Origin of the sequence: Aeromonas sp. R10-1 (genome assembly GCF_040908465.1) — a bacterium.
In the GTDB taxonomy this organism is placed as follows: Bacteria; Pseudomonadota; Gammaproteobacteria; order Enterobacterales; family Aeromonadaceae; genus Aeromonas; species Aeromonas caviae.
The window spans coordinates 43,333-58,859 of sequence record NZ_JBFODT010000038.1; the positions used below are offsets into that span (position 1 = coordinate 43,333).

Genomic DNA, 15,527 nt, shown 5'->3' on the forward strand with positions numbered 1-15,527 from the left:
ATGGCATTCATCCATTTTCAATACAGACCGAGGGCCGCCCGATGACGCTCACCGTGAACCGACTCCAGTTCGGCTACCCGCAAAAGACCATCTTCAAGGAGATCTCCTTCTCCCTCCCCCGGGGCAAGCTGGTGGGGATCGTCGGCCCCAACGGCGGTGGCAAATCCACGCTGCTCAAGCTCCTTGCGGGACAGGAGCAACCCCGGTCCGGGGAGATCCTGCTCAAGGAGAAGCCACTCGGTGCCTATGGCGCCAAAGCCCTGGCTCGGGAGCTCGCCTATCTGCCCCAGCGCCCCCTGGTCCCCCCCGGTATCCTGGTGGAGCAGCTGGTGCAATATGGCCGCCATCCCCATCAGGGCTGGTTCAATCAGTGGAGCGAGGAAGATGCCCGCATGGTGGACTGGGCCCGGGAGCGGATGCAGCTCGATGCCATCTGGCACCAGAGCGCCAGTTCGCTGTCCGGCGGTCAGGCCCAGCGGGTGTGGCTCGCCATGGTGCTGGCCCAGGATGCGGACATCATCTTGCTGGACGAGCCCACCAGCGCGCTGGACATCGGCCACCAGACCGAGGTGATGGAGGCCATCCATCGGGTCGCCGCCGAGGGCAAGACGGTGCTTATCGTCATCCACGATCTCGCCACCGCCGCCCGCTACTGCGACGAGCTGATTGCCCTGGGGGATGGCGCCATCCAGGCCATGGGCCCGGCCCGGGAGGTGGTGACCAAGCCCCTCATCGATCGCCTCTACCAGACCGATGTGGACATACTGCACGCCCCCGGCGACGGGGCCCCTGTCATCGTGCCCCGCCGACGCGCTGACGAAGTGCCCCGCCTGCGCGCCGACCATGACGTGTCGGCCTGAGCCAGACCCAGTGCCAGAGAAAGAAACCGCCTGATGGCGGTTTCTTTCTCTGGGCTTTGCGCTGGCGTTATCCGGGCGCTGGCATCGTGCTCACAGCAGCAAGACGGTGAGCACGCCCCCCGGCAGGGCTTGCCAGTGCAGGGTGGCGCGCCAGCCGGCAGGCAGGGTCGGCGTCAGCGGGCATTTGAGCTCCAGGGTGAGAGTCTGCGCCTTCATGGCGAGCCAGCGGGCATCGAGAAAGTCAAAGTAGCGCCCCACCCGGGGATAGAGCCCCTTGAAGAGGCTCTCCTTGGCGGAAAACACCAGGGTCAGTCCCTCTGCCAGGCTCAGCTGCGCGTCGTGAACCCCCGCCTCCAGCCGTCCCCACTCCTCCCCATCCATGATGCCGGGCCAGAGCTGCGCCCCTTGGTCGCCATCGAGCCAGGCCTCCAGATCCAGCCCTATTCCCTCCTGGCCCGGGCGCACCGCACACAGGGCCACCCCCTCTCCCGCCAGCCGGCTGTGGCTGATGCTCCCCTCCACCCCTTCAGGCCAGAGCGGCTCCCGGGCCGCTCCGATGTCCACGCTGCATCCTGCAAGACCGAAGGGACGCAGGGCCTCGCGGGCCGCGAGGCGCCCCGCCAGAAACTCCCCGAGGCGCTTGGGGACAGCCCCCTGCAATGAAGCAGGCAGGGTGATGCCCTGGGCTCCAAAGCACTCCGGCGAGAAGGCGGCGGGATCAAAACTGACCCGATGAAGAGACAGCGTCTCCAGGCCCGGCAGGCACAAGGTATCGAATTGACGGACAAAGGATCCATCGAGTGAGGGACAACGAGGCAACATGAAAGGCTCCTGACAGGGGCCTGCGATGGTACCAAAGCAAGCCGAGGCCATGCCACAAATACAAATGACAACGCTTCTCACTTGCTTTGTGGTAGCATGTCCCCGCCCATTCGGGGCTGGCCGGGCGGCTCTCAGGCACTTTCCACAGACTCCGGCCCACCGATTTCACCCATAAGGATGTCACCATGAAGATCTTCTCCCCGCTGGCCACCTTGCTCATGCTGGCCAGCCTGACGGGCTTCCAGGCCCAGGCGGGCAGCCGCCAGGTCATCGATGCCAACGGCCAGCCCCAGAGCGTCCCCGATGCGCCCCGGCGGGTCGTCGTGTTGAGCGAACTCGATCTCGACAGCGCCCTGACTCTGGGGGTGCAGCCGGTAGGCACCGTCAATGGACGCGGCCAGTCCACCCTGCCCCGCTATCTGCTGGACAAGGCGGGCAAGGAGATCGCTGTGGTCGGGGATCTGGACAACCCCAATCTGGAGACCCTCATCGATCTGGAGCCGGACCTCATCCTCACCGGCCAGACCAAGCCCGAGCTCCTGGCCCTGCTCAAGGAGATCGCCCCCACTGTCGTCACCGGCAACTGGGGCGAGCCCTGGAAAACCGTGTTCGGTCGCAGCGCCGACGCGATGAACCGGGGGGCCGAGGCCAAGGCGTTCCTCACCCGGTATGAGGCCCGCCTGGCAGAGGCCCGCAGCAAGCTCGCCCAGCATCAGGGGGAACAGATGAGCATAGTGCGCTGGAACCCCAAGGGGCCGAGCTACATGCACGGCGGCACCTTTGCCAGCAGCGTGGTCACCGAGATAGGGCTCACCCGCCCCTCCCACCAGATTGGCGACAAGAGCCCCCACTCCCCGGCCCTGAGCCTCGAATCCCTCAACCTGCTGGACGGTGACTGGCTGGTGATCGGCACCCTCAGCACCAGCGGGGATGCGGTGGATGCCATGAAGCAGGCCGAGCAGACCCCGGCCTTCCAGCAGCTCGGCGCCATCAAGGGCAAGCGCTTCGGCGCCGTGGACGGGTCACTCTGGACCTCCACCGGCGGCCCCCAGGCGGCCCTCAAGGTGATCGACGACGTCGAGCGCCTGCTGACCAAACCGGATGCCGCCCCAATCGCTCACTAATCCCCCCTCGGTTGACGGCCAACAAGAAGCCCGCATGATGCGGGCTTCTTTTTATCCATGGCTCGGCAAGGCCGTCTACTCGGGCAATGGCAGCGCCTTTCTGTCGAGCTTGCCGCTGCCGGTCTTGGGCAGGGCATCCAGCAGGATGAGCCGCGCCGGCACCATGTAATGAGGCAGCGTCGCCTGCAGCCCCTTGCGCAGGGCGAGGCGATTGAGGGTCACCCCGCTTTTCGCCTCCACGTAGCCCACCAGCCTGGCCTCGTCCCCCTCGCCCACCAGGCGCACAGCCGCCTCCTGCACCCCGGCCTGGCGGCGCAGTCCCGCCTCCACTTCGCCGAGCTCGATGCGAAAACCGCGCAGCTTGATCTGATCGTCGCGCCGTCCCAGATAGAGGAAGCGGTCCGCCCCAATGAGGCGCACCCGATCGCCAGTGCGATAGAGGCGATGGGTGGCAAGGCGCAGGAAGGCGGCGCTGGTCAAGGCCGGCTTGCGCCAGTACCCCTCGCACAGGGCCGGGCTCTCGATGCAGAGCTCGCCGCACTCCCCCTCTGCCACCGGCTGCCCCCCCTCGTCCAGCACCCAGTGACGATAGCCGGGCAGGCTGTGGCTGATGGTGATCTGCCCGCCAACCGGCGGCCAGCGCACCTCGCTCACCAGCGACCAGACGGTGGCCTCGGTCGGCCCGTAGCAGTTCCACAGCCGCCGGGTGCGGGCACAGAGCTGCTCGGCCAGACCTGGGTCCAGCGCCTCGCCACCGCACAGGGCGGTGAGGGTATTGCGCCCCTGCCAGCCCGCCTTGAGCAGCATGCGCCAGCAGGCCGGGGTGGCCTGCAGCCAGTTGATGGAGGGGTCAGCCTCGAGCAGGGCCAGCATCCCCAGGGGATCCTTGTTGTGCTCGCCGCCGGCCACCGTCAGCCGGCCACCGCCCCAGAGCGGCCCCAGCATCTCCAGCAGGGAGATGTCGAAGGCCGGGGTGGTGATGAAGAGCCAGTGGCAGCTCGGTGAGAGCCCGAGCCGCTCGCGGATCCCGTCGAGGAAGCAGAGCAGGGCCCGCCGGCTGATGACCACCCCCTTGGGCTCACCGGTGGAGCCCGAGGTGAACATCATGTAGGCAGCCAGGGCATCATCCACCTGAGGCCAGGAGACGGTCCCTGCCGCTGCGGGCCCATCGAGGGTGCGCAGCGGACAGCCGAAGGCGGGAGCCGGCCTGTCGCCGTCGCAGATCACCGCCGACAGGCGCGCCTGGCGGGCGATCCCCTGCAGCCGCTCCACCGGAAAGTCCGGCTCAAGGGGCACGAAGGTGAGGCCGAGGCGCAGGCAGGCCAGCAGGCTGGCCACCAGATCGGGGCTGCGGGAGAGATAGAGGCCGACCCGCTCCCCCACCGCCAGCCCCTGCAAGCGGGCGGCAATCTGGGCTACCCGATCATTGAGTGCGCCGTAGCTAAGCCACTGCTCATCTGATCCGCCCTCACTGATGCCCTCCCCGCCCATGCGGATGGCGGGGGCCAGCGGGGTGGCGGCCAGACAGGCCGCCAGCCGCGCGCCCAGGTTGGCCGCCCCCTCACGGGGGGCGGGCCGGGTTTGCACGAGCGGAGCCTTATGCTTGATGGTCACTGTCATAGCGCGGCCTCCGTTTGGCGCACCAGCCAGTGCCGATAGAGCCGGCTGGGGGATGGGTGGGCCTTGAGCGTCTGCAGGGTAAGTGGCGCCCGATCCTGCGCGAACGCCTCGTTGAGGGCCGCCAGCAGGGCGAGCTGCTGCACCGAATCCACCCCGAGTTCACACAGGGTCTGCTGCCAGATGCCGGGCACGCCACACTGGCGCTCCCACAGGGCCACCAGCACGCGGGCCTCGGCCGGCGGCTGAGCCAGACCGGGGGCAGCCACTTGTGTGACAGTCGATGGTGTGGCGGCCACCTGCGGCATCACCGGGGGCTGTGCCGTCGCCACCACGCTGGCCGGCTGGCTCAGGTCCGCCTGCGCCAGCCAGTCGAGCTCGGCCAGCCAGTCGGCCAGCACCGCCTCTGCCCGGGCCTCGGGGATCTGCTCGCCATCGAACTCGAGGCGCAGCTGGAGCGTCTCACCCCGGCTGCTGACCACCAAGGAGAGCGGCAGCTCCACCTTCTCCACCACGGTGCCAAAGCGCGGCACCAGCTGGTGAGGCTCGGGGGCGACAGGGGCCGCCGGCATGGGGTAGTTCTCAAACACGAACAGACTCTGGAACAGACGCGACCGGCCTTTGGTCAGTGCCGCCAGCGACTGGGTGCCGTGCTCATTGAGTGCCATCAGGTCGGTCTGCAACCGGGCGATATGCTCGGCCAGGGTCAGCTCGGTGCGCCACTCAAGCGCCAACGGCAGGCTGTTGATGTAGAGCCCGACGCTCGCGGTGATCCCCTCGATGGGGTAATCCCGGCCCGGAGTCACGTTGCCCACCAGGGTGACGGCATCGCCAGAGCGGCGTGCCAGCAGACGGTGCCAGGCATATTGGGCCAACAGGCCCGCGGTCACGCCAAGCTCGCGGGCTCGGCGCGCGAGCAAGGTCGCTACCTCGGCCGGCAGCGCCGTGGCGCACACCGCCGGTCGCAGCTGGGTATGGCGCCCGCTTGCGCGAGCGTCCAGCGTCACCCCGAACAGGCAGGCGAGATCGTTAGGCTTTGTTAGCAGCTCCTCCCGCCCCTGCCAGTAAGCCTCGGCGCTGCGGGCTTGGCTGGCGATATGGCGGCCAAACTCGAGCCAGGCGGTATCCGGCTCGCGCTGCGGCAACAGGCCGTTCATCAGCGCCTGATAGCCGCGATGCAAAGAACCCAGCAACACGGGGCCGCTCCAGCCATCCAGCACGCCGTGATGGGCGCTGAAGATCACCTTGTGGTGATCGGAGGCCAATTTGAAGCAGGCAAGGCGCAGCAGGGGCGCCTGATCGAGCGGGATCGGGCGGGCCAGATCCTGCTCGCGATAGGCCTGGACCCGTGCCTCGGCCTCTCCCGCCTCATTCCCTACCTCGGACAAGTCCTCATAGTGGAATGGCAACTCGGCGCGCTTCAAGATGCGCTGCAGAGCCACCCCGTCCGCCAGCACCAGCTCGCTGCGAAGGGCCGGCCAGCGGGCGATCTGCCCCTGCCAGGCCTGACGGTAGATTGCCACGTCCAGCGGCTGGTGATAGTCAATCTCGGTCTGCAGGTGATAGGCGTGATCTCGGGGCAGCAGCGCCCTGTGATGGAACATGCTCTGCTGAAGCGAGGTCATGGGCAGCAGGGTCTCCACCTCGCGTTCGCTCAGCACCCGATCGAGCGCGCTTTGCGAGAGACCAAGCCCCGGGAAGTCGCTCGGGGTGTGACGCGGCGCCTTCACCGTGCAACAGTGATCTACCAGCGCCGTCAGGTTGTCCGCCAGCCGCGCCATCAGGGCGTCGCTCCCTTGCTGGTTGAGGGCGCCGACCTGACGCAGGGTGAGGCGCCCGTCATAGACGCCCCCGTGCAGGCTGACCAGCTCGCGCGGCAGGTTGTCAGGGGATGTGGGTGCCCCCGGCGCCACGGGCAGCGGCTGCCAAGGTTGAGCGGCCTCGCCCTGATGGCTGACCCCCAGGTAGTTAAAGACCACCAGGGCCTGGGGCAGCTCAGACCCACGAGGGTGGTGCAGTCGCAGGGCGTTGAAGCCCACCCCCTTGTCCGGCACGGCGCGCAGCTGCTCCTTGGTGGCGCAGACCAGCGCGTCCCACTCCTTGGCATCCGCCAGTGCCAGCGGGTAGGTGCTGGTGAACCAGCCCAGGGTACGGCTCACGTCGAGTTCCGCATCGATGGCCTCACGGCCGTGCCCTTCCAGCATCACGCAGTGACGGCTGCCATAACCCTGCTCGCTCAGTGTACGAGTCAGTGCCGCCAGCAGCAGGTCGGGCACCCGGGTGAAGTAGGCCTGGTTGGCGGTGTCGATGAGACGGGCCGTGGTCTCCTGACTCAGCTGCAGCAGGCTGGCGGCGGCGCGGCCATCGGCGGCGCGCGCCGTTTCCAGCAGGTGACCCTGGCTGCCTTCCCCCTGAGCCAGCCAGAAGCCAAGCTGCTCCTCTTCCCGTTTGGCGTAGGCCGCGAGCCCCTCGCCCCACTGGCGATAGCTGCTGCTCTTGGCGGGCAGCGGCTCGCCCCTGCTCACCCGTGCCAGATCTTCGGCCAGAATGCGCCAGGAGACCGCATCGATGACCAGGTGGTGGAAGGCGAGGAAGAGCCCCTCCACCGTCTCGCCCTCCCGCTCACCTTCCAGAGAGAGATTCCGCAGGCGGGCCCAGGCCAAAGTGTGGCCGCTGGCAGGGTCGAGCTCTCCCTGCTGCTCGGTCAGGCGGGCTTGCAGCTCGGCCTCATCGAGATTGGCGGCATCCAGGGTCGGCAGCGGCGGCAATGGCAGTTCGGCCAGGTAGCGCTGGCCGGTCGGGGTCACCGCCAGGCGCAGGGCATCGTGGTGCTGGCGCAGGGCATTCAGCCAGCCGCGCAGGTCCTCATCGTCCACCCCGGCCGGCAGGCGCAGGATCACCCCCTGATTCCAGTGACCGGGCCTGGCAAAGCCCTGCTCGAAGAACCAGTGCTGAATGGGGTGGAGCGGAAACTCGCCGGTCAGGCTGCCCTGCTCGCTTCTGTGGCTGACGGCCTGCTGCTGGCCGAGCTGGCGGCAGAGGCGGCGCACCGTCTTGGCTTCGAACACGTCCTTCACGCTGCAGTGCAGCCCCGCATCCCGCAGCCGGGTGGTGAGCTGGATGCTGAGGATGGAGTCACCGCCCAACCGGAAGAAGTCATCCTCTACCCCGAGCGGTTGCTTGAGCACCCCTTGCCAGATGGCGAGCACGGTCTGCTCCAGTTCGTTTTGTGGCTCGCCCTTGCTCTGCTGCCAGACGATGGCGGGCAGGCGGCGCAAGTCCAGCTTGCCGTTGGGGGTGAGCGGCATCTCGGGCAGCCAGCAGAGGCGCGCCGGCACCATGTATTCGGGCAGGCACTCGCCGGCCCGCTGCAGCAGGGCATCGCCGTCGGGCTCGTTCGCCCCGGCCTGCAAACAGGCGTAAGCGAGCAGGCGCCCCTCCTGCACCACCACCTTGATCTGGCGAATGGCCGGGCACAATTCGGCAAGCCGGGTCTCTATCTCCCCCGGCTCGATGCGATAGCCGCGCAGCTTGATCTGCTCGTCTATCCGGCCCAGATACTGGATGTTGCCATCGCGGCGCAGCAAGGCCCGATCGCCGGTGCGATAGAGGCGATGGGTACGATTCGCCAGCACCAGCTCGATAAAGGCCTCCTGGGTGCGCTCTGGCAGATTGAGGTAGCCGCGGGCCAGCCCCAGCCCTGCCAGGCAGAGCTCGCCGGGGACCCCCACCGGGCAGAGGTTGCCCGCCTCGTCCAGGATCAGCGCCTTCAGGTTGTTGACGGGTCGACCTATGGTGATGGGTGCCCCCGGGGTGAGCCGCGCGCAGAGCGCGGTGACGGTGCACTCGGTCGGGCCGTACATGTTGAACAGGGCCACCCGATCCCCCCAACGTTCAACCAAAGTGCTCGGGCACGCCTCGCCGCCAAAGCCGATGGCCTTGAGGGAACCGAGTTCCGCCGGTGGCAGCAGGTTCGCGAGCAGGGCGGTCGGCAAAATCATATGGCTGGCACCGCAAGCGATCGCGGCACTGATCACCCCCTCACCCGGCTCGCCGAAGTGCTGGGCCGCGCCGCAGTAGAGCGGCAGCAAGCTGGTCATGTTGCCCGCATCGAACGAGAGGGACATGCAGTTGAACATGGCGCCATCCTTCCCAAGGGCGATGCGCTCACCGTGATCCGCCATCAGGTTGACCAGGCTGCCCTGCTCCACCATGACCCCCTTGGGCAGGCCGGTGCTGCCCGAGGTGTAGATGATCTGGGCCAGCATGGCGGCGTCCCGGGGCAGTGCGGGTGTGCTGGTTGGCATCTTGTCCAGCGCAAGCTGGTGCAGATCGTGATACGCGGCCGTCGTGCCCGCCAGCGCCTCCCCAAGCCGCGGGTCCGGCACGCCACCCAGCACCAGGCTGATGGATGCATCGCCGAGGATATGGGCCAGCCGCTCGGCGGGATAGGCAGGGTCGAGCGGTACATAGGCCGCCCCCGCCTTCCAGCAGGCGAGCAGGGCAACCACGAAAGCGACATCCCGTCTGGCCTGGATGCCGATGGCGGCGCCCGGGGTGACGCCCTGAGCCTGCAGCCAGTGGGCCAGCCGGTTGGCACGCACCTCCAGCTCGCCATAGGTCAACGATTGCGCGCCGTCGCTGACCGCCAGCGCGTCCGGCAACTGAATAGCGCGTCGCTCGATATGACAGAGCAGGGTGTCGCGGCTCGGGTAATCCGGCGGCAAGTCGGCAAGCTCGGCGGCCAGCGCGGCCTGGTCGGTGCCCGCCTCCAGCGGCAACTGCCAGATGTCGGTCTCGGGGGCCGCCACCACGGCGCGCATCAAGTGCAGCAGGCGATCGGCGTAGGCCTGGATGGTCTCTCGCTCGAACAGGGCGGTGGCAAACAGCCAGTCCACCCTGACGGAGTCCATCAGCTCGGTCACCTTGACCGAGATGTCGGTCTTGGCCGGCAGCACAGGCGAGGTCTCCTCCACCAGCTGGCAACCGGGGATGAGATCGTTGAAGTCCACCTTGGCCTGATAGACCAGCATGATCTGGAAGATGGGGTTGATGGCGGTGGTGCGATCGGCGCCGATGGCCTCGGCCAGCGCCTCGAAGCGGTAGAGCTGGTGATCGAAGGCCGCCAGATCTTCCTCCCGGCACTGCTGCAGATAGTCGACAAAGCTGGGCTTGCCGCTGAGTTGAGTGCGCAGCACCAGGGTATTGACGAAAAAGCCCACCAGCGACTCGATCTCGTGGCGCTCGCGATAGGCGAGCGGGGTGCCGATCACCACCTCCTTCTCACCGCTCTGGCGCACCATCAGCAAGGCAAACAAGGCGTGCAGGCCGATGAAGTTGGAGGTGCTGTGGCGCTGGCAGAGGCGCTTGAAGCTCTCCCACAGCGCGTTGTCGATGGTGGAGAAGACCAGCTCGCCGCCGCTGTCCTGATGGGCCGGGCGCGGCTTGTCGAGCGGCAGACCGTGCACCTCGGGGCTGCCACCGAGCCGATCGACCCAGAACGGCTTGAACTCGGCGTGATAATCGAGAAAACGCGGTGAGTTGAACCAGCGGGCATAGTCGATGTAGGTGAGCGGCAGCTCGCTCACCTGCAAGGGCTCGCGGTTCTGGTGGGCAAGAAAGGCGCGCTTGAGATCCGCAAACATGTTCTTGACCGACCAGCCGTCGGAGATGATGTGGTGCTGGGTGATCAGCAGCACGTGCTCGCGGCTGCCCAGCCGAATAAGATGCACTCGGCTCAGATCCCCCTGGGTCAGGGAGAAGGGACGTCCAATCTCCTCGCGCACCCGGCGAGCCACATAGGCCTCCCGCTCAGCAATGGGCTCTGCGCTGACATCCTCTATCTGCAGCTTGAAGGGCGTGTGGGGCAGGATCTCCTGGGCCCCCCTGCCCGCCTCGTCCTTGATGAAGCGGGTGCGCATGCTCGGGTGGCGGGCGAACAGGTGGTCGAAGGCAAACTCCAGCGCCGCCGTGTCCAGCTCTCCCTTGACGCGAAAATAGACCGGCATGTTGTAGAGGTGGGAGGCCTCCTCGTACTGCTCGATAAACCAGAGCCCGCTCTGGGACGAGGAGAGCGGCCCCTGCCGGGCGCCCCCGGCGGCGATGGGTTCTTCGAAGGCGGCGCGGGCCGCCAAGCAGCGCACCAGCTCATCCTTGTGGGCCTTGATGGTGGCGCCGATGGACGGCGTCACCGCCTCCTTGCTCGACTGGGAGATAAGCTGGCCCTTGTCGTTCAGGGCCAGCTTGACCCCCTGCCGTTCCAGCTGTTTCAACAGCAAAATCATATTGTTCATCTGTTTCTCAAGCCTCAGGCACTCAGGGTGGCGCCGCCGTCGACGACCAGATCCTGCAGCGTGATGTGGCTGGCCAGATCCGAGGCCAGGAAGAGGACGGTATGGGCGATCTCCGCCGGGGTGGCGACCTTGCGCAAGGGGATGCCGAGCTTGAACTGCTCCGGCAACCCGGCAATGGTGCGGGCCATGGCCTCCTCGCTTGGCAGCATGCCGCGCAGCATGGGGGTATCCGTCGAGCCCGGCGACACCAGGTTGGCGCGCACGCCGAAGGGGGCCAGCTCCAGCCCCACCGTCTGGGTCAGGCTGGTGACGGCCGCCTTGGAGGCGCAATAGGCCGCCATCTGCATGCGCGGCACATGGGCGGCGTTGGAACCGATGGTGACGATGGCGCCGCGCCGCTGCCCCTTGAAGTGGGGCACCAGGGCCCGCAGCAGATAGAAGACGCCGCTGGCGTTGACCGTCATGCAGTCGTGCCAGTCGTCATCGCTAAGAGTCTCGGTGGGGCCGAGGCGCAGCACCCCGGCCCCGTTCACCAGCACATCCAGCCCGCCGTCCGCCAGCAGCGCTGCGCAGCAGGCGTTGACCGCCTTCGAGTCGCCGATATCGAGCAGCCGGGTGGCATAGGGGTAGTCGGCTTCGGGAAACGCCAGATCCAGCCCCACCACGATTGCGCCGGCCGCCACGAACTGCGTCGCCACCTCGCGGCCGATACCGCGCCCGGCCCCGGTCACCCAGACCCACTTGCCAGTGAAATCAAAGGCCATTTTTTGCTGATCCTTCGTCATCTTGCTCATCACCACACCATCTCCACGCTCTCTTCATCCTCGGCAAGCAGGCCGTCGAGGAAACGGCAGAAGTCATCCAGCCGAGGGTGATCGAACACATCGGAGACCTTGACCTGCACCCCGAACTCGGCGCCGAGCCGGTTGACGATCTGGATGGTCTGCAGGGACTGGCCCCCCAGTTCGAAGAAGTTGTCGGCGGGCGCCATGGTGGCGAGCCCCAGGATCTGCTGCCAGATGGCGCCGACCCGGTTCTCGGTCTCGCTGCCCAGGGTCAGGGCTTCGCCGCCCGCCTGGTAGGCGGCCAGCAGGGCCTTGCGATCCAGCTTGTTGGAGCCGGTGCGAGGCAACTGGTCATAGTGGCGATAGTCGGTGGGGATCATGGCGGCAGGCAGCACCCTGGCGAGCTGCGCCTTGATGACCCGGCTGTCGCGCTCCGGCCCCGCCACGAAGGCCACCAGCCGGCGCACGCTGCCGATGCTCACCCCCTGCACGCACGCCTCGTCCACCCCGGGCAGGGCCAGCAGCTGGGCCTCCACCTCGCCGGGCTGGATGCGATAGCCGCTTATCTTGAATTCATTGTCGCGCCGACCGAGGTAGACCAGCCGGCCGGCCACCAGGCGCACCCGATCGCCGGTGCGATAGACGGGCATCAGCTCCGCGCCAACCCGCAGGGTGCCAAAGCTCCCTTGCACGCCCCCCACGTAACCATTGGCCAGCTGTGGGCCGAGCAGCACCAACTCTCCTTCCTCGGCAGGTTGCTCCCCCGCCCCCAGAATGAGCGCCTGCATGCCGGGCAGCGGCAGGCCGATGGGCAACTGGGCCTGGCTCGGGTCTTCCTGTTGCAGCTCCTGGGTGGTCACCACCACGGTCGTTTCGGTGGGACCGTAGGTGTTGAAGAGGCGCACATCGGAGCGGCCCTGACGCTGCCACTGGGCCAGCTGCTCGGGGTAGACCGCCTCGCCGCCGATGATGACGGTAGCCAGATTGGCAGGAATGTGGGCCTGACCCGCCGTCAGCGCCACCACCCACTCGTTCCAGAAGGCGGTGGGCAGGTCGAGGTGGGTGATCCCCATCTGCTCCACCCCGGCCGCAAAGGCGGGCATGGATTCGAGCAGGGCGTCGGTACGCAGTACCAGGGTGGCGCCGGCGCTCAAGGTAGCGAACACCTCCTCGATGCTGGCGTCGAAGTTGAAGGGGGCGAATTGCAGCATCCGCGCCTCTTCATCCAGGTGATAACGGCAGCGGGCGGCGGCGGCGAAGTGATCCAGCGCGCCGTGGCTCACCGCCACCCCCTTGGGCAGGCCGGTCGAGCCCGAGGTGAACATCAGGTAGGCGACGGCGCGGCCGGCGGCCGGCTGGTTCAAGCGGTTATCGCTCACCAGATCCCCCGCCAAGAGCGTGCGCCCCTCAAACAGGCTGGCCAGCTTGTGACGGTACTCGGCCTGGGTGATCAGGGTCTTGACCTCCCCCAGCCGCAGAATATGGCCCTGACGCTCCAGCGGCTGCTCAGGATCGAGGGGCACGTAGACGGCGCCCGCCAGCAGTACCGCCAGCTGGGCGAAGATGGCCTGTGGGGTGCGGGCCAGCATGACCCCCACCTTGTCGCCGGGGGCGACGCCTGCGGCCTGCAGGGCAGCCGCCATCTGTTCGGCTCTGGCCAGCAGCGCCTCGTAGTTGAAGCGGGCCTCTCCCTGCGCCGTGCTCTGAATCAAGGCAATCTTGTCCGGGGTCTGGGCGGCGAAGTGGCAGAGCGCCTCTAGCACCGGCCGCACCTGGAGAGCTTCATGGGCGGGGCCGGCGATCAGGGCCCTGACTCGCTGCTCGGCCAGCCAGTCGGCCTTGAGCGTCCCCAGCGTCTGGGCGGGCTCGGTCAGCCAGCGGCCCAGCAGGGCAAACAGAGTATCGGCGATGACCGCCAGATCGGCCTGCTGGTAGCAGCCGGGGTTGGCGTCCAGATCCAGGCGTGGTTGGCCATCGACGCCGACCTGTACCTCGATGGTGAGATCCTCCACCGGGCCGGCGCTGATGTTGAGAATATGGGCAGATAGCGGCCCAAAGCGGCGAGCGTGATCAAACGGCATGATGTTGACCAGCGGACCGAACAGGCGCTTGTCGCCCCCCACCAGGCCAAGGTCGCGGCGCAACAGCTCGTAGCGGTAGTGCTGGTGCTTGCGCACCCCGCGCTTGGCCTTGGCCACGGCGCCGGCGGCCTCCGCCAGACTCAGCCCCTCTTCGAGCTCCAGAGCAAGGGGGGTGATGTTCATCTGCATGCAGGGTACGGTCAGCGACGCCGAGCCGATGCGGTTCATCATCATCAGGCCGAGCAGGGTCTTATCCTGGCCGCTCGACAGCGACAGCTGGGCCGAGAGACCGGCCAGCAGCAGATCGGGCCAGCCCAGTTTGTGCTCGTCGGCAAAGCCGGTCAGGGATTGCCAGAGCGCCGCCGGCAGCGGACGGCTCTCGCGGATAAATTCGGCGGCAATCGGTGCGCGGGTCTCGCCAAAGGACTTCACCTCGGGCCAGCCTTGCAGCTGCTCCTGCCAGAAGGCGCGGGCGGCGTCGTTCTTGCCGCTCTGCTCGCGGCTCGCCTCTTCTGCCAGCACCTCAGCCAACGAGCCGAAGGGGGATGGGGAGTTCATCTCACCGGCCAGCCCCTCTGCATACAGTTCGGCGATGCGCTGGAACAGCAAGGTGGTGCCAAAGCCGTCGAGGGCGATGTGGTGCACGCAGCTGTAGAGATAATCGCGGCAGGGGCCGCGCAGCAGGGCGAAACGGCAGGGTGCCTCTTGGGTCAGCTCGAACGGGCGGCGCAGATCGGCCCAGGCCCAGGCGCGGGCCAGCGTCTCGTCATCGTGCTCGAGGGAGACCTCTTCATAGGCCAGGGGCAGCTCATGCGAGACGAAGCAGACCGTCTCGCCGTCCTGTTCGAAATGGCCCTTGAGCGCCTCGCACTCCCCCACCGCCTTGGCAAGGGCCGCGACCAGCACGGCCGCCTCGACCTTGCCGTCGAAGGCGATGCACTCGGCGGTGTTGAACATCGCCTTGTCGTTGTTGAGCAGATGTCCGGACCAGAGCCCCTGCTGGGGAATGGTCAAGGGGAAGCGGTTCATGGGGTCACCTCCAGGGCCTGGGCTGCCAACTTGGCCTCGATGAGGCGCCACCAGCCGTTGAGGGTCGGCAGCTTGGCGAGATCCACGAAGCCGAGCTCCACCCCGGCGGCGCGCCACTCGGTGAGCAGGGCCATGATCCGCACCGAATCCAGACCGTAGTCGATGAGGTTCTCGTCGGGGTCAAACTCCCCTTCGTCCTCGTCGATATGACTCAGCAGCCGTGCCTTGAGCCCCTCATACGTCAGCAACGGATTGCTCTGGACGGCAGAAGCGGCAACCGGCGCAAGGGCCAGCACCTCCTCGCAGCGGATCACCTTGCCGCAGCGGGTTGCCACGTAGTCGAGCGCCATCTGGTGATCGGCCAGGGAGAAGTCTGCCACCCCGTCCGCCAGGAAGAAGGGCTGGATGTCGCGCATGAAGGCGTCGCAGGCGGTCATCATGCAGCCGATATGGCCGTAGATGCCGCCGATGATCAGCTGATCCCGCCCCAGCGCTTTGAGCATCAGCTCCAGCTCGGAGCGCTGGAAGGCGCTGTAACGCCATTTGACCAGCACGGTGTCGTCACGCTCCGGGCGCAGCGCTGCCACCACCTGCTGCTGCTCGGGCCGCTTGTTGAGACCCGGGCCCCACATGTCGTTGAGCAGGGCGCGATCTTCAGGGGATTGATCCTTGGGCTGGGCGGTGTAGAAGACCGGGATGCCGAGGGCCTTGCACTGCTTGCGCACGGCGGCCAGACGCTCGGTGAGCGCCGCGATCAGCGGGCTGTTTTCGCCATAGAAGGCGGTGAAGTACTCCTGCATGTCGTGGATCAGCAGGGCAGCGCGTTTGGGATCCAGAGACCAGTCGACCTTGTTGGCCTTCCACTGGCTGGGCATGGCGTAATTGTTCAGGGTTGGGATAGCCATAACGTCATGAT

The 15,527-nt window shown here is 67.2% G+C and carries 8 protein-coding genes; 2 read left to right on the forward strand and 6 right to left on the reverse strand.

The annotated features are described in order from the left end of the window. The first annotated feature begins 41 nt into the window (after positions 1 to 41). Positions 42 to 860: an amonabactin ABC transporter ATP-binding protein gene (locus AB5Y93_RS19175; RefSeq protein ID WP_124244602.1), complete on the forward strand. Its 819-nt coding sequence runs from the start codon at positions 42 to 44 to the stop codon at positions 858 to 860. Positions 861 to 950: 90 nt separating this feature from the next. Here the strand turns inward: AB5Y93_RS19175 and AB5Y93_RS19180 are convergent, their stop codons facing one another. Further along, complete coding sequence (locus AB5Y93_RS19180; RefSeq protein ID WP_368230136.1) at positions 951 to 1,682, reverse strand: 4'-phosphopantetheinyl transferase; 732 nt, start codon at positions 1,680 to 1,682, stop codon at positions 951 to 953. A 185-nt stretch (positions 1,683 to 1,867) separates the two neighbouring features. Here AB5Y93_RS19180 and AB5Y93_RS19185 point away from each other — a divergent pair, with 185 nt between their 5' ends. Beyond that, positions 1,868 to 2,806, forward strand: a complete 939-nt coding sequence (locus AB5Y93_RS19185) for an ABC transporter substrate-binding protein (RefSeq protein WP_368230138.1) — start codon at positions 1,868 to 1,870, stop codon at positions 2,804 to 2,806. 75 nt (positions 2,807 to 2,881) lie between these two features. Here the strand turns inward: AB5Y93_RS19185 and amoH are convergent, their stop codons facing one another. From amoH to amoB, 5 genes are read right to left on the reverse strand one after another with little or no spacing between them, the layout of a single operon-like run. Beyond that, the gene (gene amoH, locus AB5Y93_RS19190; RefSeq protein ID WP_368230140.1) at positions 2,882 to 4,426 is read right to left on the reverse strand and encodes an amonabactin biosynthesis glycine adenylation protein AmoH; all 1,545 of its coding nucleotides are present in this window, start codon (positions 4,424 to 4,426) and stop codon (positions 2,882 to 2,884) included. Beyond that, positions 4,423 to 10,716, reverse strand: coding sequence for an amonabactin biosynthesis non-ribosomal peptide synthetase AmoG (gene amoG, locus AB5Y93_RS19195; RefSeq protein ID WP_368230142.1), 6,294 nt, complete (start codon positions 10,714 to 10,716; stop codon positions 4,423 to 4,425). Before amoG ends, amoH begins: the two co-directional genes overlap by 4 nt. 14 nt (positions 10,717 to 10,730) lie before the next feature. Further along, a complete protein-coding gene (gene amoA, locus AB5Y93_RS19200; RefSeq protein ID WP_195878483.1) occupies positions 10,731 to 11,480 on the reverse strand; it encodes an amonabactin biosynthesis protein AmoA in 750 nt (249 codons plus the stop codon). A 29-nt stretch (positions 11,481 to 11,509) separates the two neighbouring features. Next, positions 11,510 to 14,611: an amonabactin biosynthesis non-ribosomal peptide synthetase AmoF gene (gene amoF / locus AB5Y93_RS19205; RefSeq protein WP_368230143.1), complete on the reverse strand. Its 3,102-nt coding sequence runs from the start codon at positions 14,609 to 14,611 to the stop codon at positions 11,510 to 11,512. Beyond that, positions 14,608 to 15,516, reverse strand: a complete 909-nt coding sequence (amoB, locus tag AB5Y93_RS19210; RefSeq protein WP_368230145.1) for an amonabactin biosynthesis bifunctional protein AmoB — start codon at positions 15,514 to 15,516, stop codon at positions 14,608 to 14,610. Before amoB ends, amoF begins: the two co-directional genes overlap by 4 nt. Positions 15,517 to 15,527 lie beyond the last annotated feature (11 nt).

What these genes read in the sequence shown, in the direction of transcription:
- amoH (WP_368230140.1), bottom strand. Translation starts at nt 4,426, where the DNA reads ATGACAGTGACCATCAAGCATAAGGCTCCGCTCGTGCAAACCCGGCCC.
- amoA (WP_195878483.1), bottom strand. Translation starts at nt 11,480, where the DNA reads ATGGCCTTTGATTTCACTGGCAAGTGGGTCTGGGTGACCGGGGCCGGG.
- AB5Y93_RS19185 (WP_368230138.1), top strand. Translation starts at nt 1,868, where the DNA reads ATGAAGATCTTCTCCCCGCTGGCCACCTTGCTCATGCTGGCCAGCCTG.
- amoB (WP_368230145.1), bottom strand. Translation starts at nt 15,516, where the DNA reads ATGGCTATCCCAACCCTGAACAATTACGCCATGCCCAGCCAGTGGAAG.
- amoG (WP_368230142.1), bottom strand. Translation starts at nt 10,716, where the DNA reads ATGAACAATATGATTTTGCTGTTGAAACAGCTGGAACGGCAGGGGGTC.
- AB5Y93_RS19175 (WP_124244602.1), top strand. Translation starts at nt 42, where the DNA reads ATGACGCTCACCGTGAACCGACTCCAGTTCGGCTACCCGCAAAAGACC.
- amoF (WP_368230143.1), bottom strand. Translation starts at nt 14,611, where the DNA reads ATGAACCGCTTCCCCTTGACCATTCCCCAGCAGGGGCTCTGGTCCGGA.
- AB5Y93_RS19180 (WP_368230136.1), bottom strand. Translation starts at nt 1,682, where the DNA reads ATGTTGCCTCGTTGTCCCTCACTCGATGGATCCTTTGTCCGTCAATTC.